Source organism: Kribbella sp. NPDC002412, assembly GCF_053592935.1.
Genome location: NZ_JBSFBL010000020.1, coordinates 32,186 through 53,452, shown reverse-complemented (window position 1 = coordinate 53,452; position 21,267 = coordinate 32,186). Strand labels below are relative to the sequence as shown.

General features: G+C 68.5%; 22 protein-coding genes. 10 read left to right on the top strand and 12 right to left on the bottom strand.

Annotation, left to right across the window (positions count from 1 at the left end):
* Nucleotides 1–17: 17 nt before the first annotated feature.
* Complete coding sequence (locus ACWCOV_RS18040; RefSeq protein WP_449830399.1) at nt 18–827, bottom strand: ABC transporter permease; 810 nt, start codon at nt 825–827, stop codon at nt 18–20.
* Nucleotides 828–850: 23 nt separating this feature from the next.
* Nucleotides 851–1,693, bottom strand: a complete 843-nt coding sequence (locus ACWCOV_RS18035; RefSeq protein ID WP_449830398.1) for an ABC transporter ATP-binding protein — start codon at nt 1,691–1,693, stop codon at nt 851–853.
* A 723-nt stretch (nt 1,694–2,416) separates the two neighbouring features.
* Here ACWCOV_RS18035 and ACWCOV_RS18030 point away from each other — a divergent pair.
* Nucleotides 2,417–3,511, top strand: coding sequence for an S-(hydroxymethyl)mycothiol dehydrogenase (locus tag ACWCOV_RS18030; protein WP_449830397.1), 1,095 nt, complete (start codon nt 2,417–2,419; stop codon nt 3,509–3,511).
* Here ACWCOV_RS18030 and ACWCOV_RS18025 read toward each other — a convergent pair.
* From ACWCOV_RS18025 to ACWCOV_RS17995, 7 genes are all read right to left on the bottom strand, one after another.
* Nucleotides 3,508–3,996 (bottom strand): GNAT family N-acetyltransferase, encoded by a 489-nt coding sequence (locus ACWCOV_RS18025; protein ID WP_449830396.1) that lies wholly within the window; start codon nt 3,994–3,996, stop codon nt 3,508–3,510. The two genes, ACWCOV_RS18030 and ACWCOV_RS18025, sit on opposite strands and share 4 nt — an antisense overlap.
* Nucleotides 3,997–4,075: 79 nt before the next feature.
* Nucleotides 4,076–5,056, bottom strand: a complete 981-nt coding sequence (locus ACWCOV_RS18020; RefSeq protein WP_449830395.1) for an aldo/keto reductase — start codon at nt 5,054–5,056, stop codon at nt 4,076–4,078.
* Between the two features lie 73 nt (nt 5,057–5,129).
* Nucleotides 5,130–5,618, bottom strand: coding sequence for a MerR family transcriptional regulator (locus tag ACWCOV_RS18015; RefSeq protein ID WP_449830394.1), 489 nt, complete (start codon nt 5,616–5,618; stop codon nt 5,130–5,132).
* A gap of 65 nt (nt 5,619–5,683) precedes the next feature.
* A complete protein-coding gene (locus ACWCOV_RS18010; protein WP_449830393.1) occupies nt 5,684–6,079 on the bottom strand; it encodes a Fur family transcriptional regulator in 396 nt (131 codons plus the stop codon).
* A 69-nt stretch (nt 6,080–6,148) separates the two neighbouring features.
* The gene (locus ACWCOV_RS18005) at nt 6,149–7,153 is read right to left on the bottom strand and encodes a metal ABC transporter permease (protein ID WP_449830479.1); all 1,005 of its coding nucleotides are present in this window, start codon (nt 7,151–7,153) and stop codon (nt 6,149–6,151) included.
* Nucleotides 7,153–7,908 (bottom strand): metal ABC transporter ATP-binding protein, encoded by a 756-nt coding sequence (locus tag ACWCOV_RS18000; protein ID WP_449830392.1) that lies wholly within the window; start codon nt 7,906–7,908, stop codon nt 7,153–7,155. Before ACWCOV_RS18000 ends, ACWCOV_RS18005 begins: the two co-directional genes overlap by 1 nt.
* Nucleotides 7,905–8,882: a metal ABC transporter substrate-binding protein gene (locus ACWCOV_RS17995; RefSeq protein WP_449830391.1), complete on the bottom strand. Its 978-nt coding sequence runs from the start codon at nt 8,880–8,882 to the stop codon at nt 7,905–7,907. The genes ACWCOV_RS18000 and ACWCOV_RS17995 overlap by 4 nt, the downstream gene beginning before the upstream one ends.
* Nucleotides 8,883–8,933: 51 nt before the next feature.
* Between ACWCOV_RS17995 and ACWCOV_RS17990 the strand changes: the two genes are divergently transcribed.
* A complete protein-coding gene (locus tag ACWCOV_RS17990; RefSeq protein WP_449830390.1) occupies nt 8,934–10,229 on the top strand; it encodes a YibE/F family protein in 1,296 nt (431 codons plus the stop codon).
* Between the two features lie 124 nt (nt 10,230–10,353).
* A complete protein-coding gene (gene eboE / locus ACWCOV_RS17985; protein WP_449830389.1) occupies nt 10,354–11,502 on the top strand; it encodes a metabolite traffic protein EboE in 1,149 nt (382 codons plus the stop codon).
* 189 nt (nt 11,503–11,691) lie between these two features.
* Here the strand turns inward: eboE and ACWCOV_RS17980 are convergent, their stop codons facing one another.
* Nucleotides 11,692–12,000 carry a DUF6703 family protein gene (locus ACWCOV_RS17980; protein ID WP_449830388.1) on the bottom strand — a complete coding sequence of 103 codons (309 nt, stop codon included), beginning with the start codon at nt 11,998–12,000 and terminating at the stop codon, nt 11,692–11,694.
* Nucleotides 12,001–12,076: 76 nt separating this feature from the next.
* Here ACWCOV_RS17980 and ACWCOV_RS17975 point away from each other — a divergent pair, with 76 nt between their 5' ends.
* The 6 genes from ACWCOV_RS17975 (at nt 12,077) to dusB (ending at nt 16,891) form a co-directional block, all read left to right on the top strand.
* Complete coding sequence (locus ACWCOV_RS17975) at nt 12,077–12,571, top strand: hypothetical protein (RefSeq protein ID WP_449830387.1); 495 nt, start codon at nt 12,077–12,079, stop codon at nt 12,569–12,571.
* Nucleotides 12,568–13,239, top strand: coding sequence for a hypothetical protein (locus ACWCOV_RS17970; RefSeq protein ID WP_449830386.1), 672 nt, complete (start codon nt 12,568–12,570; stop codon nt 13,237–13,239). The genes ACWCOV_RS17975 and ACWCOV_RS17970 overlap by 4 nt, the downstream gene beginning before the upstream one ends.
* A gap of 98 nt (nt 13,240–13,337) precedes the next feature.
* Nucleotides 13,338–13,619, top strand: coding sequence for an antibiotic biosynthesis monooxygenase family protein (locus ACWCOV_RS17965; protein WP_449830385.1), 282 nt, complete (start codon nt 13,338–13,340; stop codon nt 13,617–13,619).
* Nucleotides 13,620–13,701: 82 nt separating this feature from the next.
* Nucleotides 13,702–15,087 carry a glycine--tRNA ligase gene (locus ACWCOV_RS17960; protein WP_449830384.1) on the top strand — a complete coding sequence of 462 codons (1,386 nt, stop codon included), beginning with the start codon at nt 13,702–13,704 and terminating at the stop codon, nt 15,085–15,087.
* A gap of 2 nt (nt 15,088–15,089) precedes the next feature.
* Nucleotides 15,090–15,767, top strand: coding sequence for a hypothetical protein (locus ACWCOV_RS17955; protein ID WP_449830383.1), 678 nt, complete (start codon nt 15,090–15,092; stop codon nt 15,765–15,767).
* 2 nt (nt 15,768–15,769) lie between these two features.
* On the top strand, nt 15,770–16,891 hold the full coding sequence (gene dusB / locus ACWCOV_RS17950) for a tRNA dihydrouridine synthase DusB (RefSeq protein ID WP_449830382.1): 1,122 nt from the start codon (nt 15,770–15,772) through the stop codon (nt 16,889–16,891).
* A gap of 327 nt (nt 16,892–17,218) precedes the next feature.
* On the opposite strand, the gene ACWCOV_RS17945 is transcribed toward dusB, so the two are convergent.
* Nucleotides 17,219–17,971, bottom strand: a complete 753-nt coding sequence (locus tag ACWCOV_RS17945) for a class I SAM-dependent methyltransferase (RefSeq protein ID WP_449830381.1) — start codon at nt 17,969–17,971, stop codon at nt 17,219–17,221.
* Nucleotides 17,972–18,374: 403 nt separating this feature from the next.
* Here ACWCOV_RS17945 and ACWCOV_RS17940 point away from each other — a divergent pair, with 403 nt between their 5' ends.
* The gene (locus ACWCOV_RS17940) at nt 18,375–20,819 is read left to right on the top strand and encodes a X2-like carbohydrate binding domain-containing protein (RefSeq protein ID WP_449830380.1); all 2,445 of its coding nucleotides are present in this window, start codon (nt 18,375–18,377) and stop codon (nt 20,817–20,819) included.
* Between the two features lie 60 nt (nt 20,820–20,879).
* Here ACWCOV_RS17940 and ACWCOV_RS17935 read toward each other — a convergent pair whose 3' ends face one another.
* Nucleotides 20,880–21,224: a hypothetical protein gene (locus ACWCOV_RS17935; protein ID WP_449830379.1), complete on the bottom strand. Its 345-nt coding sequence runs from the start codon at nt 21,222–21,224 to the stop codon at nt 20,880–20,882.
* Nucleotides 21,225–21,267: the final 43 nt, after the last annotated feature.

Genomic DNA, 21,267 nt, shown 5'->3' with positions numbered 1-21,267 from the left:
CATCTGATTGTCGACAATCAACCCGCGTCCCGGCGGGTCCAGCGGAACACCCGCTGAGCGACGATCAGACCGACGACCAGCCACGCCGTCAGGACCACGGCGCCGAGACCGAGCTGCCACGACCCGCCCGGCTCGTTCGCCTCGAAGCCGTCCGGCAGGAACACCGACCGCATCCCCTGCGCGAGCCACTTCAGCGGGAAGACCTCCGCGACCGACCGCATCCACGCCGGCAGGCTGCTGTAGACGAAGTACACCCCGGAGATGAACTGCAGCAGCAGGACGACCGGCGTCACCACCGCCGACGCGGCCTTGCCCGACTTCGGCACGACGGAGAACGCGATCCCGAGCACCGACCCGGACGCCGTACCGAGGACGAAGATCCAGAGGAAGTGCAGCCACTTCACCGGCTCGGTCGGAATGTCGACACCGAGCAGCAGTCCGGCGATCGCGAGCAGCAGGCCGAACTGCAGGATCGAGGTGACCAGGACCAGCCCGATCTTGCCGATGAAGTACGCCTGCGGCGACATCGGCGTGCCGCGAAGGCGCTTCAGCAGGTCCTCGTCGCGTTCCATCGCGATCGTGATGGCGAGCGACTGGAAGCTGGTCAGGAAGATGCCGGACGCAATCATCCCCGGGGTGAAGTAGGTGGCGGCGTTGACGCCGCCGGAGAAGTCGGTGCCGCTGAACACGGCGGAGAAGATGCCGAGGAAGATGATCGGGAAGAAGAAGGTGAAGATCAGCTGCTCGCGTTCGCGGAAGAACTGCTTCACCTCCAGCCCGGTCCGGGACAGCCCGACCTTCATCGGCGACGGCAACGGGGTGCTCACCGCGCGACTCCTTTCGATGACGCTCACTGCACTGCTCCTTCCAGCACCGGAGCGGCCGCGACCGATCCGATCAGGTCCAGGTAGATGTCTTCCAGGCTCGGCCGCTGTACCTCCAGCTCGGGCACCTCACCGCCGTACTCCGCCATCAGCCGGGCCACTTCGGCGGTCGGCTGGTCGGTGCGGATCTCGCGCATCCCGTCCGCGGACAGCCAGGAGACCCGCGCGGTCCGGGCGCCGCGCCCGCCGAGCGTCTCCGGCGTCGCGACCTCGACCATCCGGCCGTCGGCGATCACGCCGACCCGGTCGGCCAGGTGCTCCGCCTCGTCCAGGTAGTGGGTGGTGAGCAGGATCGTGGTGCCCGCGGTCCGCAGGTTCTCGATCAGGGTCCAGAACTGGCGGCGTGCTTCGGGGTCGAAACCGGTCGTCGGCTCGTCCAGGAACAGCAGTTCCGGGTTGCCGATCACGCCGAGCGCGACGTCGAGGCGGCGGCGCTGGCCGCCGGACAGCTTGCGGGTCCGGGTACGGCGCTTCTCCTCGAGGCCGACCGCTGCGATCACCTCGTCGGGGTCCCGGGGGTTCGGGTAGTAGCCGGCGTAGTGCTTCACGAGCTCGGCGACGGACAGCTCGGCCTCGTCGCGGGACGTCTGGGCGACGATCCCGATCCGCGACCGCCAGTGCCGGTCACCGCGCCCTGGGTCGGCGCCGAGCACGCTGACCTCGCCGGCGTCGGCGTGGCGATACCCCTCCAGGATCTCCACGGTCGTCGTCTTGCCGGCGCCGTTCGGGCCGAGCAGCGCGAACACCTCACCCCGGTGGATGTCCAGGTCCACCCCGTCCACCGCGACCTTGTCCGGGTACCGCTTCACCAGCCCCCGCACCCTCACAGCTGTATCTGTTTCCATGCCTCCAACCCTCCCGCCCAACCACCCCACCCCGGGAGCACCACCCGGCTGACCCCCTGTCCCCCAACCGGTGGACAACCGCCGATACGACGCCGAGCCGCTGGCGGTGTGCCGTGGTGGGGAGGCCGCCGCCCCTGGTGGTGTTGTGGGGGAGGCCGCCGCCCCTGGTGGCGTGCTGTGGTGGGGAGAGCGCTGCCGTCCCCGGCGGTGTGCTGTGGTGGGGAGGCGGCCGCCTCTGGCGGTGTGCCGTGGTCGGGATGGTGCCGCCCGCCCCAGCGGTGTGCACTGGTGGGGAGGGCGCCGCCTGCGGCGGTGCGCTGTGGTGGGGAGGCTGCCGTCCCTGGTGGCGCGCTGTGGTGGGGATGGTGCTGCCGTGCCCGGCGGTGTGCTGAGGTCGGGATGGTGCCGCCCGCTTCGGCGGTGTGCACTGGTGGGGAGGGCGCCGCCTGCGGCGTGTGCTGTGGTGGGGAGGCTGCCGTCCCTGGTGGCGCGCTGTGGTGGGGATGGTGCCGCCTGCCCCAGCGGTGTGCACTGGTGGGGAGGGCGCCGCCTGCGGCGGTGCGCTGTGGTGGGGAAGCCGGCACCCCCGGGCGGGAGCGGGATGTGCCCGGCGGGCGTGGGTTCTGGGGGCTGGGCGGCGCGCCGGGGGTGCTGACGGGGTGGGGTGGTTGCGGCTAGCGTCGGGGGATGGCTCAGACGGTGCGTGGTGTGGTGGCGGCGGGTAAGGGGCAGCCGGTCTCGATCGAGGAGATCACGATCCCGGATCCCGGGCCGGGGGAGGCCGTGGTCAAGGTGCAGGCGTGCGGCGTCTGCCATACCGACCTGCACTACCGCGAAGGCGGCATCAACGACGACTTCCCGTTCCTGCTCGGCCACGAGGCGGCGGGCATCGTGGAGTCGGTCGGCGCCGGCGTCACCGACGTGCAGCCCGGCGACTTCGTCGTACTGAACTGGCGAGCGGTCTGTGGCAACTGCCGCGCCTGCCTGCGCGGCCGCCCGTGGTACTGCTTCAGCACGTACAACGCCGAGCAGAAGATGACCCTTGCCGACGGCACCGAGCTTTCACCGGCGCTCGGCATCGGCGCGTTCGCCGAGAAGACGCTGGTCGCGGCCGGCCAGTGCACCAAGGTCGACCCGGCCGCCAAGCCGGAGGTGGCCGGCCTGCTCGGCTGCGGCGTGATGGCCGGCCTCGGCGCCGCCCTGAACACCGGCAACGTCGGCCGCGGTGACTCGGTCGCCGTGATCGGCTGCGGCGGCGTCGGTACGGCGGCCGTCGTCGGAGCCCGCCTGGCCGGCGCGGCGAAGGTCATCGCCGTCGACATCGACGAGCGCAAGCTCGCCGTCGCCCAGGAGCTCGGCGCCACCCACACGGTCAACTCCAAGGACCTCGACCACGACGGCGTGGTCACGCAGGTCCAGGAGCTGACCGGCGGGTTCGGCGCGGACGTGGTGATCGACGCGGTCGGCCGCCCGGAGACGTGGAAGCAGGCCTTCTACGCCCGCGACCTGGCCGGCACCGTAGTCCTGGTCGGGGTGCCGACACCCGAGATGACGCTGGAGATGCCGCTGCTCGACTTCTTCGGCCGCGGCGGTTCGCTCAAGTCCAGCTGGTACGGCGACTGCCTGCCGACCCGCGACTTCCCGCTGCTGATCGACCTGCACCTGCAGGGCCGGCTGCCGCTGGACCGCTTCGTCTCGGAGACGATCGCGCTGGACGAGGTCGAGGCCGCGTTCACCAAGATGCACCACGGCGACGTCCTGCGCTCGGTAGTCCTGTTCTAGAAGGAGATCCAGACATCCGGCGGCGTGCTCGGATCGCCCGCGACCGGCCGCTTCTCCTCCGACCACGCCTGCCCGGACACCGACTCGGCGACCCGCCGCCAGAAGCGCACCGCCGTCGCGTTGCTCTCCTGGAACGCCACCTCCCACGGCCCGGGATGTTGCGCGACAACCTCCTGTACGGCGCGCAGCCCGACACCATGCCGTCGCATGGGCCGCACGATGAAGAAGGCGTTCAGCACCCGCACCGGCTGCGCCAACGCCCGGACGAAGGCAAACCCCACCGGGTTCTCGCCCGTGTGGAAGAGGTACCCGGCCCAGTTCGGATCGCCGTCCAGCACCGACTCGAGCCACTCACTCCGGTAACTCCCGTCGGGTCGCGGCAACTGCCCCTGGAACTCGGACAGGTCGTGCCGGAACATCAACCACAACCGCTCCAGCACAACTCGGTCACCCGAGCCGGCGCGCCGTACGACCAGATCAGACATCGGACTCCTCACTCGACCTGCATCAGAACGCACAAAAGCCTCCCGCGGGAAGCGGGAGGCCTTGATGCGAAGCAGTTTATCACCCGAGCGGTGCGGTGCTCCGGTTGACCCAGGTCATGTCCGGGTACCGCGTGCCGACCGGCGTCAGCTTGGACAGCGACGCCAGATCGTCGTCGGACAACGTCAGCTCCAGGGCCCGCGCGTTCTCCTCCACGTACTTGCGCCGCTTCGTTCCCGGGATCGGCGCCACGTCGTTGCCCTGCGCAAGCACCCAGGCGAGCGCGACCTGGCCGGGCGTCGCGTCGTACCGCGCGGCGACTGCCTTGATCTCCTCCACGAGGGCGGCGTTGGCGTCGAAGTTCTCGTCGGAGAACCGTGGCAGCGTCCGCCGGTAGTCGTCGGCTGCCAGATCGGTGGTCCGCGGCAGCGTGCCGGTCAGCATGCCGCGCCCGAGCGGCGAGTACGGCACGACCCCGATCCCGAGCTCGCGGCAGGTCGGCAGCACCGACTCCTCGATGTCCCGGCTGAACAGCGACCACTCGCTCTGCACCGCGGTGATCGGGTGCACGGCGTGCGCCCGCCGGATCGTCTCCGCCGACGCCTCGGACAGCCCGAGGTACCGGACCTTGCCCGCCTCGACGAGCGAGGCCATCGCCCCGACGGTCTCCTCGATCGGTACGGCGGGATCGGCGCGGTGCTGGTAGTACAGGTCGACGTGGTCGACGCCCAGCCGCCCGAGGGAGGCGTCGATCGCGGACCGGACGTACGCCGGTGATCCGTCGGCACCCTGTTGTCCCGGGATCGTCGGATTGCCGACAATGCCGAACTTGGTCGCCAGGAACACCTCGTCCCGGCGGTCCTTGATGGTCCGGCCGACCAGCTCCTCGTTCTTGCCGAAGCCGTAGATGTCGGCCGTGTCCAGGAACGTGATGCCGAGGTCGAGCGCCCGGTGCAGGGTCGCGACGGACTCGGTGTCGTCGGTCGCGCCGTACGCGTAGCTCATTCCCATGCAGCCCAGTCCCAGCCGGCTGACCTCGGCTCCAGTGCTTCCCAGTCTCATCGTCGATCTCCTCGAAGAAGGCATAGCTCCGCAGGGCAGACCGCCAGGCCCGCCAAGACACGGAGAGATTCGGTCAGGGTTTGGCGTGACCGCCGTACGTGCTGATCTTGTAGTCGGTCACCGCCAGCGCCGCCTGCAGCTCGCGCAGCCGCCGCTGGATCGTCGCCCGGTGCTCCTCCATCAGGGCGAGCCGCTGCGGCGCGGTCTCCTCGCCTTGCGCGACCAGCTCCAGGTAGTGGCTGATCGTGCTGATCGGCATGTCCGACAGCCGCAGCCTGGTGATGAACACGATCCGGGCCAGCGCCTGCCGGTCGTAGGACCGGTAGCCGGCGCTGTCGCGGCCGACGCGGATCAGCCCGATCCGCTCGTAGTACCTCAGCGTGTGGGCCGTCAGCCCGGTGACCTCGGCCGCCTCCGCGATGCTCAGCTGCTCCGGGAGGCCGTCCGGGAGTTCCAGCAGCTTGAGCAGCTCGGGGTCGAGCGGGGACAGCGGCGGCACCTCGTAGCGGTCGACGAAGGCCTGCCGCCGTTCGGGAGTGGTGAGGACGCCGCTCGTGTTCATGTCTTCGACCGTACGCCTTGGAGCGCGCTCAAAGGCAAAGGTGACCTAGGCCACATTCAGGGACCCTAGGGGGTCTTCTGGCACTCCTGGCAGGTGCCGAAGATCTCCAGGGTGTGACTGATGTCGGCGTACCCGTGCTCGGCCGCGACCTTGTCCGCCCAGCGCTCCACGGCCGGTCCCTCGACCTCGACCGTGCGGCCGCAGTTGCGGCAGACCAGGTGGTGATGGTGTCCCTTCGAGCAGCGCCGGTACGCCGTTTCGCCGTCGGCGGTGCGCAGTACGTCGACCTCACGGGAGTCGGCGAGCGCCTGCAGGGTCCGGTAGACCGTGGTCAGGCCGACGGCCTCACCGGCGGACCGGAGCTCCTGGTGGATCTCCTGGGCGGTCCGGAAGTCGTCGAGATTGTCGAGCGCGGACGCGACCGCAGCGCGCTGACGGGTCGAGCGTGTTCCGATGGCCACCGTTCCTCCTGTCACTCCGTCACCGTGATTTCCCCGGTAACCCCGCCAATTCTCTCAGAAGTCAACAAGCTAGTGCTCGTCCCAGTGATCTCCGTGGGCCGCGTGCAGGTGCCCGTCGTGCACGTAGTCGACGTGATCGCCGTGGTCGACCTTCTTGTGACCGCACTGCGCGTTGTGCGTGTGCGGGTGCCCAGCGCTCACCACGTGCGGCTCGGGCTCGGGTACGCCGATCTCCGGCTCCTCGTCGGCGAGCGGTGCGACCCGTCCCTGCCGCCGCCGGATCAAAGTCCCGACCGTGGCCGCCACCACGAACCCAGCCAGCGCCAGTACGACGATCGTCGCGCCGGGAGCCACGTCCGCGTTGTACGACGTGACGATGCCGGCCAGGCAGGCGAGCACGCCGATCAGACAGGCGGTGACGAACGTACTGCGGAACGACCGGGTGATCTGCTGCGCAGTCGCCACCGGGACCACCATCAGCGCACTGACCAGCAACAACCCCACCGTCCGCATCGCCACCGTCACGGTGACAGCCGCCATCACTGCGATCAGCAGGTTCAGCAACTGCACACGAAGCCCGGTGACTCGAGCGAACTCCTCGTCCTGGCACACAGCGAACAGCTGCGGTCCCAGACCGATCGCGACGACAAGTACGGCGACAGCCAGCCCGACGACGACGTACAGGTCGCTGGGGGACACCGTGGTCAGCGAGCCGAACAGGTAGGTGTTCAGCGTGGCTGCGCCCTGTCCAGCCAGGCCGATGAGCAGTACGCCGCCCGCAATACCGCCGTAGAAGAGCAACGCGAGCGCTACATCGCCACTCGCCTTGCCGCGAGCGCGGACGAGCTCGATCGCAGTGGCGCCCGCGATGGAGACGATGATCGCGGTGAGGACCGGCGCACTGCCGGTGAGCAGTCCCAGGGCGACACCGGTGATCGCGATGTGGCCGATGCCGTCGCCCATCAGCGACAGCCGGCGCTGGACCAGGTAGGTCCCGATCGCCGGAGCGGAGAGCCCGGTCAGCAGCCCGGCGATCAACGCCCGCTGCATGAACTCGAGCTGGAAGATCGTCATCACGACAGCCACCCGGGTTCGTCGCCACCGTGGGAGTGGTGGACGTGTGCATGCGTCTGCGAGGCGTGCGGCGGGCCGTCGTACACGATCCGTCCGCGGCGCATGACCACGGAACGGTCGATCAGCGCGTCCATCGGGCCCAGGTCGTGGCTGACCATCACCACCGTGGTGCCGCGGGCGACCCGCTCCCGGATCGCGTCGGCGAAGATCTGCTGGCTGGCCAGGTCGACACCGGCCGTCGGCTCGTCGAGGATCAGCAGCTCCGGATCGGACACCAGGGCCCGCGCGATCAGCACCCGCTGCTGCTGCCCACCGGACAGCTCGGCGACCGCGTCCTTGCGCCGGTCGGCCATGTCCACGACCTGCAACGCCTCGTCGATCGCCTGCTTCTGCGCCGCGCGCAGCGGAGTGAACAGCCGCCGCTTCGACAGCAGCCCGGACGACACCACCTCGAACACGGTCGCCGGTACGCCGCCCGCCGCGGTGATGCGCTGTGGGACGTAACCGACGCGTCGCCACTCGCGGAAGCGCGGCACCGGCGTACCGAAGAGGCGGACCTCGCCGCGGGCCGCCGGCAGCAGGCCGACCACGGTCCGGATCAGGGTGGACTTGCCGGAGCCGTTGGTGCCGAGGACGGCGACCACCTCGCCCTGGCGGATCTGGAGATCGACCCCCCGCAGCACGAGACGACCGCCCAGGTCGACCGAGAGATCGGCGACCTGGACGGCCTTCCCCGCAGTTTCTTGTGGTGTCACGCGCAGCTGTTCGCCTTCCGGAGCTCCTGGAGATTCTCCCGCATCAGCGTCAGGTAGGTCTCCTGGGAGTTGGCGTCCGACAGGCCCTCGATCGGGCTCAGTACGGCGGTCTTGACGCCGACGTCCCGGGCGATCGTCTCGGCCACCTTCGGGCTGACCAGCTCCTCGTAGAAGATCGTGGTCACGTGCTGGGCCTTCACGATGTCCTGGACCTCCTTGATCCGCGCCGGTGCCGGCTCCGCGTCCGGGGTGAACCCGGCGATACCGACCATCGTCAGACCGTACCGCTTCGCGAGGTAGGCGAAGGCCTGGTGGCTCGTCACGAAGGTCTTGAGCTTGCAGTTCGCCAGCCCGGTCTTGTACTCGGAGTCGAGCGTGCCGACCTCGTCGAGCAGGGTCTTGGCCCGGGCCTTGTAGCCGTCGGCGTTCGCGCTGTCGGTCTCGACCAGCTTGTCGGTGACCGCCTGGATCACCGCGGCGTAGCGGACCGGGTCCAGCCAGAAGTGCGGGTCCAGGGGCTCGTCGGTGTGCGCGGCCGGCGTGGCCGTGGCGCCGCCCTCCTCGGCGTGCGACTCGCCCTCCTCGTGCTCCTCGAAGTCGGCGCCGGTGTCCTCCAGCTTGGCGGCCGGCGCGACGTCGAACCCGGCGTCCTTCGCGTTCTGCGCGATCGCCTCGTCCACGGCCGGCTGCAGGCCCTTCTCGTAGACGACCAGCTTCGCCTCCGCGATCCCGCCGACCTGCTTGGGGGTGAGCTCGAGGTCGTGCGGCTCGACACCGGGCGCGGTCAGGGTCGTCACGTTCACCGCGTCGCCCCCCACTGTGCGGGCGATGAACTCGAGCGGGTAGAACGAAGCGACGACATCGAGCTTGCCGCCACCGGAGCCGGCGGGCGAGTCGCCGCCGCATCCGGCCAGGGTGAGGGCGGCGGCCAAGGCGGTGGCGCCGGCGACGACAGCACGAAGACTAGATCTCATGACAATCATTTTCATTTAATCGGAACTGGTTGTCAAAACAGGGAGTTGACCATGGCCAGCCGCAACGTCGGGCGCAGACGAGCCGACCACAAGGCCAACCGCAGCCGCAGACTCGACATTCCCGCAGGTCACGGGCATGGTCACGGCCACGGGCACGGCGATCACGTGGTCGACACCTCGGTGGTGAACTCGGACGCGGTCGTCGCCCGGCGCGTCCGGATAGTGGTCGCCGCGGTCCTGGTCCCGCTGATCGCGGCCGCGGTGATCGCGATGATCGTGATGTGGCCCGGCAGTGGGGTGAAGGTCGCGTCGTACCAGACCGAGACCGTCCGTGGCGAGGTCGTGTCGATCAAGGCGTGCGCTGAGGCGAAGGATCAGTGCGACGAGGCGTCGGTCAAGCTGACCAGCGGTGCGGACAAGGGGCAACTGGTGCCGGTCCAGATCCCGAAGACCGGGCAGGCCGCGATTCCGATCGAGGTCGGCCAGTCCGTCATGCTCGGCGTCCAGTCCGACGCGAAGACGATCGACGGGCGATACGTGTACGTCGACCACGACCGGACCAAGCCGCTGCTGCTGCTGGCCGGAATCTTCGCGATCGCGGTGGTGGCGCTGTCGCGCTGGCGTGGGTTCGCGGCGCTGATCGCGCTGGCGGTCACCGCGGTGATGCTGACCCAGTTCATCCTGCCCGCGATTCTCCGGGGCTCGAACCCGTTGCTGGTCGCGGTGGTCGGGGGTGCGGTCATCATGACGATCGCTGTGTTCCTGACCCACGGGATCAACGCGGAGAGTTCGATAGCCCTGTCCGGCACGATCGCGGCGCTGGGCATGACCGTCGGGCTGGGCTGGTTCTTCACCAAGTTCTGCCAACTGAGTGGGCTGGCCTCCGAGGGGGCGTCGGCGGCCCAGCAACTGGCGCCGAACATCGACCTGACCGGTCTGCTGGTCGCAGGCATGGTGATCGGCGCGTTGGGTGTGCTCGACGACGTGACGGTCACGCAGGCGGCGGCTGTGTGGGAGCTGTCCGCGGCGAACCCGGCGGCAAGCCGGCGCGAGTTGATCGGCGCCGGGCTCCGCATCGGCCGGACCCACGTCGCCTCGGTGGTCAACACCCTGGTCCTCGCGTACGCGGGTGCCGCGCTGCCGGTGCTGCTCGTCTTCGCCATCCAGGACCTGCCCAGCCGGAGCATCATCTCGACCGAGATGGTGGCGATGGAAGTGGTCCGTGGTCTGGTGGGGAGCCTCGGCATCATCGCCGCCGTACCGTTGACGACTGCCCTGGCCGCGATGGCCGTGGCCGACCGGTCGCGCGACCTGGTCACCACCGAGCCCGAGCATCTCGGCGCCTAAATCCCTTGTCACAAACGGGAACCAGGCCTTCACACTCAGTCGTTGTACTCCTACAGTGCGTATTAGAGTCACGGAAAGTCCGCCCTCACTCACATTCCGTGGCTCGACGGGGTGAGGAGGTCGGATGAGGTTCCGGCATCGGGACGGGTCGACCGTCCACCTGGGCTACAGCTCGACCGTGCACCCGGCCGAGGACCTCGACGGGGTGATCGCCGAGCTCGACGGTTGTGCGTCGCTGGTGCGCCAGGAGCTCGACGTACCGCTGCTGGGGGTCGGGCTGTGGTTCGCGAGCCCGCTGGCCGACCGGCTGGCCAACTCGCCGGCTGCGATCAACAAGCTGCGCCGCGCGCTCAAGCGGAACCAGCTGGAAGTCGTGACGCTCAACGGGATCGCGCACTCCGCGTCCAAGGACAAGGTCGTCGGGACCAAGCTCTACTGCCCGGACTGGACCGAGCCCGAGCGACTCCGGTACACCCTCGACCTGGTCGATGTACTGGCCGTCCTGCTGCCGCGGGACGCGTCGTACGGATCGATCTCGACGATCCCGCTGGCGTGGCGGGTTCCGTGGTCGAAGTCGCGGGATGCCGCCGCGCAGAAGGCGTTCGAGCGGCTGGACTGGCATTTGGAGCGGACCGAGCAGCGCACCGGCCGCAAGATCCGGATCGCGGTCGAGCCCGAGCCGGGCTGCGTGCTGGAGATGATCCCGCAGGCAGCCGGCTGGCTGAGCCGCTACGCGAGCCCGTACGGCGGTGCGTCGCGGATCGGACTCGGGTTCGACACGTGTCACCTGGCCGTGCAGTTCGAGGAACCGGTCGATGCGTTCGAGACCTTGTGGCGGGCCGGGGTGGATGTGGTGAAGGCGCAGTTGGCGTCGGCTCCGCAGCTCGTGGATCCGTCCGACATGGCTGCCCGGCGGCGGCTGGCTGATCTGGGTGATCCGAAGTACCTGCGTCAGGTCCGGGAGTGGTGCGGTCCTGGAGTAGACGATGTGGATCTGGCGTATCAGTTGTCGGGGCATGCGGCTTGGCGGATGCACGCTCATTTGCCGGCCCATTGCTCGCTGCCGGATCCGCTCAGCAGCACGAACGCCGTACTGGAGGACTGTCTGACCCGGCTGGTCGGATGTGGTCAGCCGCTCACGCATCACCTCGAGTCCGAGACGTACGCCTGGACGCGCAAGCCTCGGACTCCCGAGACCTTGGCGAAGAAGATCGCTCGCGAGTTGGCGTGGTTGCGCGATCGCCTGGTCGGCCTCGGACTCGACCAGCTCTAGGCTTCAGGCCGACTCGCGGATCACGAGCTCGGTCGGCAGGACGACCGACTCGGCCGCGCCGTCGTTGTGCAGGCGGGTCGTCGTCCAGTAGTTGCCGCATCGCCTCGGCGCCGGAGATCCGGGTGAAGTCGCCGAGGGCAACGATCGACCGGCGACCGGTGCCCTGCAGGGTGTCCCGGTACGCCGTGCTCAGGCGCCCGCGATGCGGGAGACCGCGAACAGGAGGATGACCAGGATCGAGAAGATCCGCAGGAAGCGGGCGCCGTTGCCGACGACCGGCCAGGACAGGAAGCCGAGCCAGGCCAGCAGCAGGGCCAGCAGGATCAGCGCGGGAACAGCGACCGGAACCGGAGCGAAGACTCCGACCAGCGCCAGCACCAGGGTGATGGCGGGCAGCGTGAGCTTCGGCATCCCGTGCAGCTTCGCCACGTACGGGTAACTGACCTTGGTGATCCGCTGCCGCAGCGGACTCACCGGCTGACTGCTCGGGGAACTCATCTCCCCATTGTTCCAGGCCCCCACCCCTGTGGATAACTCCGCACCCACCCGCCCGGGAACCAATATCTTCAAGGGCATGAACGGTTTGCCCTCCGTAGACGACATCCGCGCCGACCTGCCCGCCGTACTGGCTCGCTTCCGCGCGGGGCGCACGCGCGCCTTCAGCTTCGGCGCCGGTGTGCCCGAGGCGGTGCTGCTGACGTACGACGAGTTCGAAGACCTCGGCGGCGAGTCGAAGTTCACCGTCGCCGCGGAGGTCCTGGATCCGGCCCAACTGGCCCAACGCCTGCCCACCGTGATGACCGCCGCCCGCACCGACACCCTCGACCCCGTCGTCTGGGGCGACTCCGGCGAACCCGAGGCGGTCCTCCTCTCGACCACCCAGTACCGCCACCTTCGAGGCGACGACAACCCCCCACCCGGCACCCCCGACGACCCCACAACCCCCACCTACCCCACCCAACCCTTGCCCACCAGCCGCCCGATGAACGTTGACGAAATTGCGGCGCTGATGGGCCCCGAAGCTGTCCGAGACCTCGAGGAGATTCGCCGTGAAGGCGACAACCCGTGAGCGGCCTGCCGGCCTACGAGCTCCTGCTCACCGACAGGTTCGCCGACGATCTGCGCCGGTTGGCGGCTGACGCCCGCCGCGATCCCACGAAGGTGTTCCTGCGTCAGCAGGTCCTGCGGCAGATCGAGCACCTCAGCACGGGTGCCACCGACGGGCATCACGCGTTGGGATACGAGCCTGGCAAGGGCGATCTACGGGACTGCGTGGTCGGTTACGTGCAGTCTGATCCCGAGCGAAAGGCCGACTACCGCCTGGTCTTCCGCGAGATCGCTCCAGCCGGATCCGGTGACCTGCCCCGCCGCGAGCTGCTGGCGGTCAAACCCCGGCACGGCGTCAACAACATCTACACCCACGTCTGCGCCCGCCTGACCCGCCACCTAGCCGACCGCCAACCCGGCCTCAACCGCTTCGGCAACCGCCCCGCCGACTCAGGCCGCAGCCAAGCCAGCCGTCAGGCCGAGCTCGACACCAAACGCGCCATCGCCCACGCCTGGACCGGCCAGCAACCCCTGACCTCCTCCCGCCCCCTGACCCTCATCAACGCCCCACCGAAGCCCCTCGCCCACCCCTCCGCCGCCCGTCCCACCTTCCACACCCCACCCGGCCCCCGCCCTCCACAAACCCGCCTCACCCCCACCGGCTGGCCCACCCGCACCGCCGGTCGCTAGTCCGGCCCACCGGCCGCCCCGCGCGTGGGGCCGACTCCTCCGGCACCCACCCGGTGGTTGGGGACGGTCGGGGTGATTAGGGTGTGGGGGTGTTCGTGGTGATCAGGTTTCGGGTGGTTGAGGGGGAGCAGGCGGCGTTCGCGGCGCGGTTGGAGGCGGCGGTCGACGTACTGCGGAAGCAGAAGGGGTTCGTGGCGGCCCAGACCGGGCGGAACGTGGACGACCCGGAGTTGATCGCGCTCAACCTGGAGTGGGACTCGATCGGGAACTACCGTCGCGCGCTGTCGCCGTACGAGGTGAAGGTGACCGCGGTGCCGCTCCTTTCGCAGGCCATCGACGAGCCCACCGCGTACGAGGACCTCGCCGAGTTGCTTCCGTAGCACGGATGCGACGAGGGCCCGGGTGGACCGATAGCCTGGACCCTTCCGTACTGCCAACTGTGTTCGTCACTGGAGTCGAAAAGTGCCCGTGGAAACCGTCGATGCCGTCGTCAGCCTCAGCAAGCGGAGGGGCTTCGTCTACCCGTGCGGCGAGATCTACGGCGGTACCAAGTCGGCCTGGGATTACGGACCGCTCGGTGTCGAGCTGAAGAACAACGTCCGGACCCAGTGGTGGCGGGCGATGGTGACCAGCCGTGACGACATCGTCGGCCTGGACTCCTCGGTGATCCTGCCGACCAAGGTCTGGGAAGCGTCCGGCCACCTGTCCGAGTTCGTCGACCCGCTGACCGAGTGCCAGTCCTGCCACAAGCGGTTCCGCGACGACCACCTGCGGGAGGACTTCGCCCGCCGCAAGAACAAGGACCCCGACGACGTCAAACTGGCGGAGATCGCCTGCCCGAACTGCGGCAACAAGGGCACGTTCACCGAGCCGCGGATGTTCAACGGCCTGCTGAAGACCTACCTCGGCCCGGTCGAGTCCGAGGAAGGGCTGCACTACCTGCGCCCGGAGACCGCGCAGGGCATCTTCGTGAACTTCGCGAACGTGATGGGCACCGCCCGGAAGAAGCCGCCGTTCGGCATCGCGCAGGTCGGCAAGAGCTTCCGCAACGAGATCACCCCGGGCAACTTCATCTTCCGGACCCGTGAGTTCGAGCAGATGGAGATGGAGTTCTTCGTCGCGCCCGGGTCGGACGAGGAGTGGCACGAGTACTGGCTGAAGACCCGCTGGGACTGGTACCTCGACCTCGGCCTCAACCCGGAGAACATGCGCTACTACGAGCACCCGCAGGAGAAGCTCAGCCACTACTCGAAGCGCACCGTCGACATCGAGTACCGGTTCAACTTCGGCGGCAAGGAGTTCGACGAGCTCGAGGGCATCGCGAACCGCACCGACTTCGACCTGTCCACGCACTCCAAGCACTCCGGCGCCGACCTGTCGTACTTCGACCAGGAGAAGGGCGAGCGCTGGACGCCGTACGTGATCGAGCCCGCGGCCGGCCTGACCCGTAACGTGCTCGCGTTCCTGCTCGACGCGTACACCGAGGACGAGGCGCCGAACGCCAAGGGCGGCGTGGACAAGCGCACGGTGCTGCGGTTCGACCCGCGGCTCGCCCCGGTCAAGGCGGCCGTGCTGCCGCTGTCCCGCAACGCCGACCTGTCGCCGAAGGCCAAGGAGCTCGCGCAGGAGCTGCGGAAGAACTGGAACGTCGACTTCGACGACGCCGGCGCGATCGGCCGCCGCTACCGCCGCCAGGACGAGATCGGCACGCCGTACTGCATCACCGTCGACTTCGACACCCTGGACGACCAGGCGGTGACGATCCGCGAACGTGACTCGATGAAGCAGGAGCGGGTCGCCCTCACCGAGGTCACCGGTTACCTCGCCCAGCACCTGGTCGGTTGCTGACGATGCGGTTTCTGTCGGGTCACAACGTGCGCTTCGGGCTGGCTGTGTTCGGCCTGTCCGCGGTCGCGGTATTCGGGCTCACCGCCTGCTCGGACGACGAGCCCGCGGCGAGCGACACCCCGGCGCCGTCCGCTCCGGCGAGCTCGAACGCGCCGATCCCGACCGCCTCGACGCCGTCGCTGACGCCGCTGCCGACCCCCTCGAAGCCGTGGCCGACGCCGAAGGTCACTGGTGCCCCGGAGAACGACGCACCGCTCGCCGAGCGGATCGAGTTCGCGATCGCCAAGCAGGCGCAGATCGCGGCCGGCAAGGCCGCCGCCACGACGGTGAAGTGCCCGGGCATCGCGGACGCCGAGAAGCAGGGCAAGCACGAGCTGACCTGCACGGTCACGTACGCCGGGAAGCCGTACACCGGCACGTTGGTCGTCGACGCGAAGACATACTCCGCGTCGTACAAGTTCACCTCCGAGTCGGTCGCGATCGTCAAGCCGAAGGTCGTCGACGCCGTACTGCGCAGCGCCCCCGGCGCGGCCAAGGTGACCTGCACGATGGATGATGTTGCCGTGGTCAAGCATTCCGGCGAGCCGATCGCGTGTGACGTCACCACGACGGCCAACGCGGTCGAGCCGTACAAGGCCCAGGTCTCCGGCAACGGGCAGGTCCTGGTGGCGAAAGCCTGACCATGCTGAAGCTGGGCAACCTCACGATCGACACGCCCGTGGTGCTCGCGCCGATGGCCGGCATCACGAACGCGGCGTACCGGCGACTCTGCGCGGAGCAGGGCGCCGGGCTGTACGTGTGCGAGATGATCACGTCGCGCGGCATCGTCGAGGGCGACCAGAAGTCGCTGGACATGCTGACGTTCGACGATCGCGAGACGGTCCGGTCGGTGCAGTTGTACGGCGTGGACCCGGTCTACATCGGTCGCGCCGTACAGATCCTGTGCGACCAGTACGGCGTCGCGCACATCGACCTGAACTTCGGCTGCCCGGTCCCGAAGGTGACGCGCAAGGGCGGTGGCGCTGCGCTTCCGTGGAAGCGGAACCTGCTGGGCGCGATTCTGCAGTCGGCTGTGCACGCTGCCACGCCGTACGGCGTGCCGGTGACGATGAAGACGCGGATCGGGATCGATCACGCACACCAGACGTACCTCGACGCCGGGCGGATCGCGGAGGAGTCGGGTGCTGCGGCGATCGGGCTGCACGGTCGTACGGCGGCGCAGGCGTACTCGGGTCAGGCGGACTGGAACACGATCGCCGAGCTCGTGCAGCACGTGAGCATCCCGGTGCTCGGCAACGGGGACATCTGGGAGGCCGGGGACGCGCTGCGGATGGTCGCGGAGACCGGGTGCGCAGGTGTGATCGTTGGTCGTGGATGTCTCGGTCGGCCGTGGTTGTTCCGCGATCTTGCGGTTGCGTTCGCTGGTGGTGAGGCGCTGAACCTGCCGACGCTCGGCGAGGTCGCGCGGGTGATGCGGCGGCATGGTGAGCTGCTGGCGGACCTGATGGGGGAGCAGCGCGGGTGGCGCGACTTCCGCAAGCACGTCCCCTGGTATCTCAAAGGCTTCCCTGCTGGTGGCGAGCTTCGCGCGGCCCTGGGCATGGTCGAGTCCCTGACCCAACTCGACGACCTGCTGGCCCAACTGGACCCGACCGTCCCCTTCCCGGTCGCCGAGCTGGGTGCACCCCGCGGACGCCAGGGCAGCCCCCGCGACCACATCGTCCTGCCCCAAGGCTGGCTCGACGACACCGACGGCCTAACCGCCGACCTGGCCGAAGCCGAACTAGGCATCTCCGGCGGCTGAACGGCGGTCGGTCCAAACGGACACCGCTGCGCGGCGGCTGTCCTGTTGGCCGCCTTCGGCGGCGCCGTGGACTGTGGATGCGGGTGGTGTGGTCGGCGGGTGAGCTGTGGGCGGGGGGCGCCGGCAAAGGGCACCGCTGCGCGGTGGCTGTTCTGTTGGCCGCCTTCGGCGGCGCCGTGCATCGTGGGCGCGGGTGGTGTGGTCGGCGGGTGAGCTGTGGGCGGGGGTGTGGCGCCGGCAAAGGGTCACCGCTGCGCGGTGGGTGTTGGACGTCGGCTGCCGATGGACATCGCCGACGAGGAATGCTGATTGTGCTCTCGCCTTCGATCACGCGGATTCGCAGATGCAGAGTTGAAGCGGCGAATCCACGGCAAATGGTCGACCGGACCAGTCGCCGAGGCGATCGACGAGCCGAAGGCCGCCGAGCGAGACGAGCAGCGGCAGCTCCTGCGGGAAGATGCTCCTGATTTCGAGCGGTGCGACGACGAAGTCGGGCTCGGAGTCGGTCGAGAGGTACCACGTTCCGCGGGTAACTTGCGCGGGCGCATCGTAGATCTCGGCGACATCGACGCTGACGTTGCCACGGTCGGGATCCACGAACGACAACGACCCCCGGGTGCGCCGTACGCCATCTGCCTCGGCAAGTAGGCGCACGCTCGGGTTGAAGACATCGAAGACGAACCGTGCTCCAGGTGCCAGGTGTCGTCGAACCGACCGGAAGCAGCTCACCAGATCCTCAGCCTCGTGCAGATGCAGTAGGGAATTGGCTGTGATGAACACGAAGTCGAACGTGCGGTCCAGATCGAAGGCCCGCATGTCGCCCTGCATCCATTCCACCGCTACACCACGCTCGTTCGCCTTACGCTGAGCCTCAGCCAGCATGTCTGACGAGAAGTCCAGGCCGACGCACGGATGCCCGTCGGACGCGATGGGGATCAGCTTGTGCCCGGTGCCGCACCCGAGTTCCAATACGCGCCCGCTTTGCCGATTGGCGTCGGCACGGTAGAAGTCGACTGCGGGCCCGCCGCCCGGGAACATCAGGTCGTACAGCCTCGCGTGCGAGTAGAACGCTTGACTCATTGAGCGCCGCCTCCGTTCCGGCTCATCCGCGGTTGGCCGTGGTGGACTGCTGATTCAAGCGTGTGCGCCGCCGGCATGTCTGCCGGTGGCTGCGTAGCAGGATACGAGCCTGAGTGCCGGTGGTTGCGGTAGCCGCGTCCGGTGCGCCTGATGTGCTTGATCGCGGTGTCGCGGTCTCGGTGCGGGCGCGCCTGCCGCTGGCGCAGTTGTTCCGCCGACCGCAGCCGCCTGGGTCCACGGTTCGCGCGCCGCTGGAGGCGGCCAGCAGAAGAGCCGCCGCGGAGCGGTGACCTTTGGGGGATCTCGGGTAGTTCGGGCCAGAATCTTGACAGAGTTAAGTAATAGTTCCAATATCCTATCGGATCCGGCTTTCGGATCAGATCAGCAGAGAGGTCAACCGCTCATGACCAGATCCGTACGGAACAGGGGACTGCGACGTGTGCTCGTGGGGCTTGCCGTTGCCGGGTTGCTTCCGGCCGGTTTGACTGCGACGTCGTCCGCCGTACCTTTGCCGCGCGAGACGACCGCCACGGTGAGCGCCACCGGTGGGCCGGCGGGGGACAAGGCGCTGAAGCCCTACATGGGGTGGAGTAGCTACAGCATGCAGGTGTACTCGGGGAACGGGCAGAGCTGGATCTCCGCGGAGCGGCTGAAGGCTCAGTCCGACGCGATGCACGAGAAGCTCCAGCCGTACGGGTACGAGTACATCAACGTCGACGCCGGGTGGAACGGCGACGTCGACGGGTACGGCCGGCCGGTGCCGAGCACGACGCTGTACCCGGACGGCCTGCAGGCCGTGATCGACCACATCCACGGCAACGGCCAGAAGATCGGGCTGTACGGCATCCCGGGCATCAGCAAGTCGCTCATCGACGCGAACCTGCCGGTGTACGGCGCTCCGGAGTGCCGGACCGGGGACCTGCCCGTGCAGCCGCTGACGAAGGCCGACTACTGGGGGATCGGCTTCAAGATCGACTTCTCGAAGCCATGCGCGCAGAAGTACATCGACTCGATCGCCGACCTGTACGGCGCGTGGGGCATCGACTTCCTGAAGTTCGACAGCGTGACGCCGGGCTCGGGGATCAGCGACCTGTCGCTGGACGCCCGTGATGACGTGAAGGCGTGGTCGCAGGCCCTTGCCAAGCACGGCATCTGGCTCGAGCTGTCCTGGGCGCTCGACATCAACTACGCCGACTACTGGAAGCAGTACGCCAACGGCTGGCGGATCGACTGGGACGTGGAGTGTTACTGCCCGGGGCAGGCGCTGACGACCTGGCAGAACATCGCACGGCTGTTCCCGAAGCTGGCCGACTGGTGGCGGCATGGCGGACCGGGCGGCTGGAACGACCTCGACTCCCTGAACGTCGGCAACGGCCAGATGGACGGTCTGACGCGCGACGAGCGTCGTACGGCGGCAACACTGTGGGCCGTGTCAGCCGCGCCGATGTACATCGGGAACGACATGACCAACCTCGACTCGTACGGCCTCGAGCTGCTGACGAACCGTGAGGTGATCGCGGTCAACCAGGCCGGGCGGCCGGCGCAACCGCTGTCGACGAAGACGAACCGGCAGGTCTGGTTCTCGCTCAACCCCGACAACTCCTACACCGTTGCCCTGTTCAACCTCGGGCAGACCGACGCGGACATGACGGTGAACTGGGCGGATCTCGGCCTGGACGGCGCCGCGACGGTGCGGGACCTCTGGGCGAAGAAGGACCTGGGGCAGTTCGCGTCCGGCTTCACCGCGAACGACGTGCCGATTCACGGCGTACGCCTGCTGAAGGTGACACCGCAGAAGAACTCGGGCATCCGGGTCAACGACGACGACCTGCGGGTGACGTACGACGGCGCCTGGGAGCGCAACGCCAACCACGAGGTGCCGGCCGTGTCCGAGCCGCTGACCGTCGCGGTGACCGACTCGTCGGCGAAGTCGTCCGCGACGACCAGCGACATCGGCACCCGGACGATCGAGGTGAACAACGACAACTCGCAGATTGTCTACACCGGTTCGTGGAGCCGCAGCACCGGTCGCGGGCTCGGCGACTACCAGGACGACGTGCAGTACACCGAGACCAACGGCGACGCGTTCTCGTACAGCTTCGTCGGGACCGGCGTCGACTACGTGACCGAGAAGCACAACTCGCAGGGCGATGTCGAGATCTACATCGACGGTCAGCTCAAGGAGACCGTGAGCACCTACCAGGCGGACGGGCGCGGCGCGCAACAGGTCGTGTACAGCATCTCGGACCTGCCGAACGGGACGCACACGATCCGCGGCGTGAAGAAGTCCGGTCAGTTCATGCTGCTGGACAAGCTGAACGTCCGGCAGCAGAGCCTGCTGAACCCGGACACCGCGACCTTCGACAAGAACGCTCCGGCCGACGTCAGCGTCCAGATCGGCCGCGATCCGGGCGAGCTGGTCGGGATCTCGAAGGGAGGCCAGGAGCTCGTCAAGGGAACCGACTACACGGTCGACGGAAACGTCGTGACGATCAAGGCGGCGTACCTTGCGACCCAGTCGGTCGGGAGTAAGGCGCTGGACTTCAGGTTCCGTGGTGACTACCGCGACGACGTGCACTTCGCGACGGCGAACGGCGCGGCGGTCGAGTTCGCCTTTCAGGGCACCGGGGTCGAGTGGATCACGGCGCTCGGTCCGGACCAGGGCGAGGCCGACGTCTACCTGGACGGGAAGCTCGTTCGGAGGGTCAACCTGCACAACGATGCGCGGGTGACGGCGCGGCAGGTCTTCACCACCTCGGTGAAGAACGGCTCGCACACCCTGCGGATCGTCAAGGTGTCGGGCGACGTACTGCGCAACGACACGATCCGCTACACGACCGCCAAGTAGAACTGGAACAGCGTGCCCGCTGCCGACGATCTCTCGGCGGCGGGCACGCTGGTCTGGGGATCACGGCCAGGTTGCCTCGGTGACCTGGCCGCCGTGGATGTCCACGGTGAGCTGGACGGGACCGTCCGGCCGGACATACAGCTCGTAGGTGCCGGTCGGGACGGCGTCGAAGACGGCCGAGTACATCAGCGTGCCGTCCGCTACCGGCCGGGGCACGACCGCGACGTGCGGCAAGTGGTGGCCGTGCCCGTGCCCGTGCCCATGTCCGTGTCCGTGCCCATGCCCGAATTCGTGCTCGTGCTGCGTCGTACCTCCGGAGGGGCGGAGCTCGATCTCCTGGTCCTCGAGGTCGGCCGGCAGGTCGATGACGAGGGCGCCGACGTCCCCGCCGATGTCCAGCAGCACCGAGGAACCCTTACCCGCATGAGGATTCTCCACCGCGTTGTTG

Coding starts and splice junctions, on each gene's coding strand:
- ACWCOV_RS17945 (WP_449830381.1), bottom strand. CDS start 17,971: ATGAGTCAAGCGTTCTACTCGCACGCGAGGCTGTACGACCTGATGTTC.
- ACWCOV_RS17990 (WP_449830390.1), top strand. CDS start 8,934: ATGGCCAGCCGCAACGTCGGGCGCAGACGAGCCGACCACAAGGCCAAC.
- ACWCOV_RS18020 (WP_449830395.1), bottom strand. CDS start 5,056: ATGAGACTGGGAAGCACTGGAGCCGAGGTCAGCCGGCTGGGACTGGGC.
- dusB (WP_449830382.1), top strand. CDS start 15,770: ATGCTGAAGCTGGGCAACCTCACGATCGACACGCCCGTGGTGCTCGCG.
- ACWCOV_RS18025 (WP_449830396.1), bottom strand. CDS start 3,996: ATGTCTGATCTGGTCGTACGGCGCGCCGGCTCGGGTGACCGAGTTGTG.
- ACWCOV_RS18030 (WP_449830397.1), top strand. CDS start 2,417: ATGGCTCAGACGGTGCGTGGTGTGGTGGCGGCGGGTAAGGGGCAGCCG.
- ACWCOV_RS18005 (WP_449830479.1), bottom strand. CDS start 7,153: ATGACGATCTTCCAGCTCGAGTTCATGCAGCGGGCGTTGATCGCCGGG.
- eboE (WP_449830389.1), top strand. CDS start 10,354: ATGAGGTTCCGGCATCGGGACGGGTCGACCGTCCACCTGGGCTACAGC.
- ACWCOV_RS17955 (WP_449830383.1), top strand. CDS start 15,090: ATGCGGTTTCTGTCGGGTCACAACGTGCGCTTCGGGCTGGCTGTGTTC.
- ACWCOV_RS18015 (WP_449830394.1), bottom strand. CDS start 5,618: ATGAACACGAGCGGCGTCCTCACCACTCCCGAACGGCGGCAGGCCTTC.
- ACWCOV_RS17975 (WP_449830387.1), top strand. CDS start 12,077: ATGAACGGTTTGCCCTCCGTAGACGACATCCGCGCCGACCTGCCCGCC.
- ACWCOV_RS17995 (WP_449830391.1), bottom strand. CDS start 8,882: ATGAGATCTAGTCTTCGTGCTGTCGTCGCCGGCGCCACCGCCTTGGCC.
- ACWCOV_RS17940 (WP_449830380.1), top strand. CDS start 18,375: ATGACCAGATCCGTACGGAACAGGGGACTGCGACGTGTGCTCGTGGGG.
- ACWCOV_RS17980 (WP_449830388.1), bottom strand. CDS start 12,000: ATGAGTTCCCCGAGCAGTCAGCCGGTGAGTCCGCTGCGGCAGCGGATC.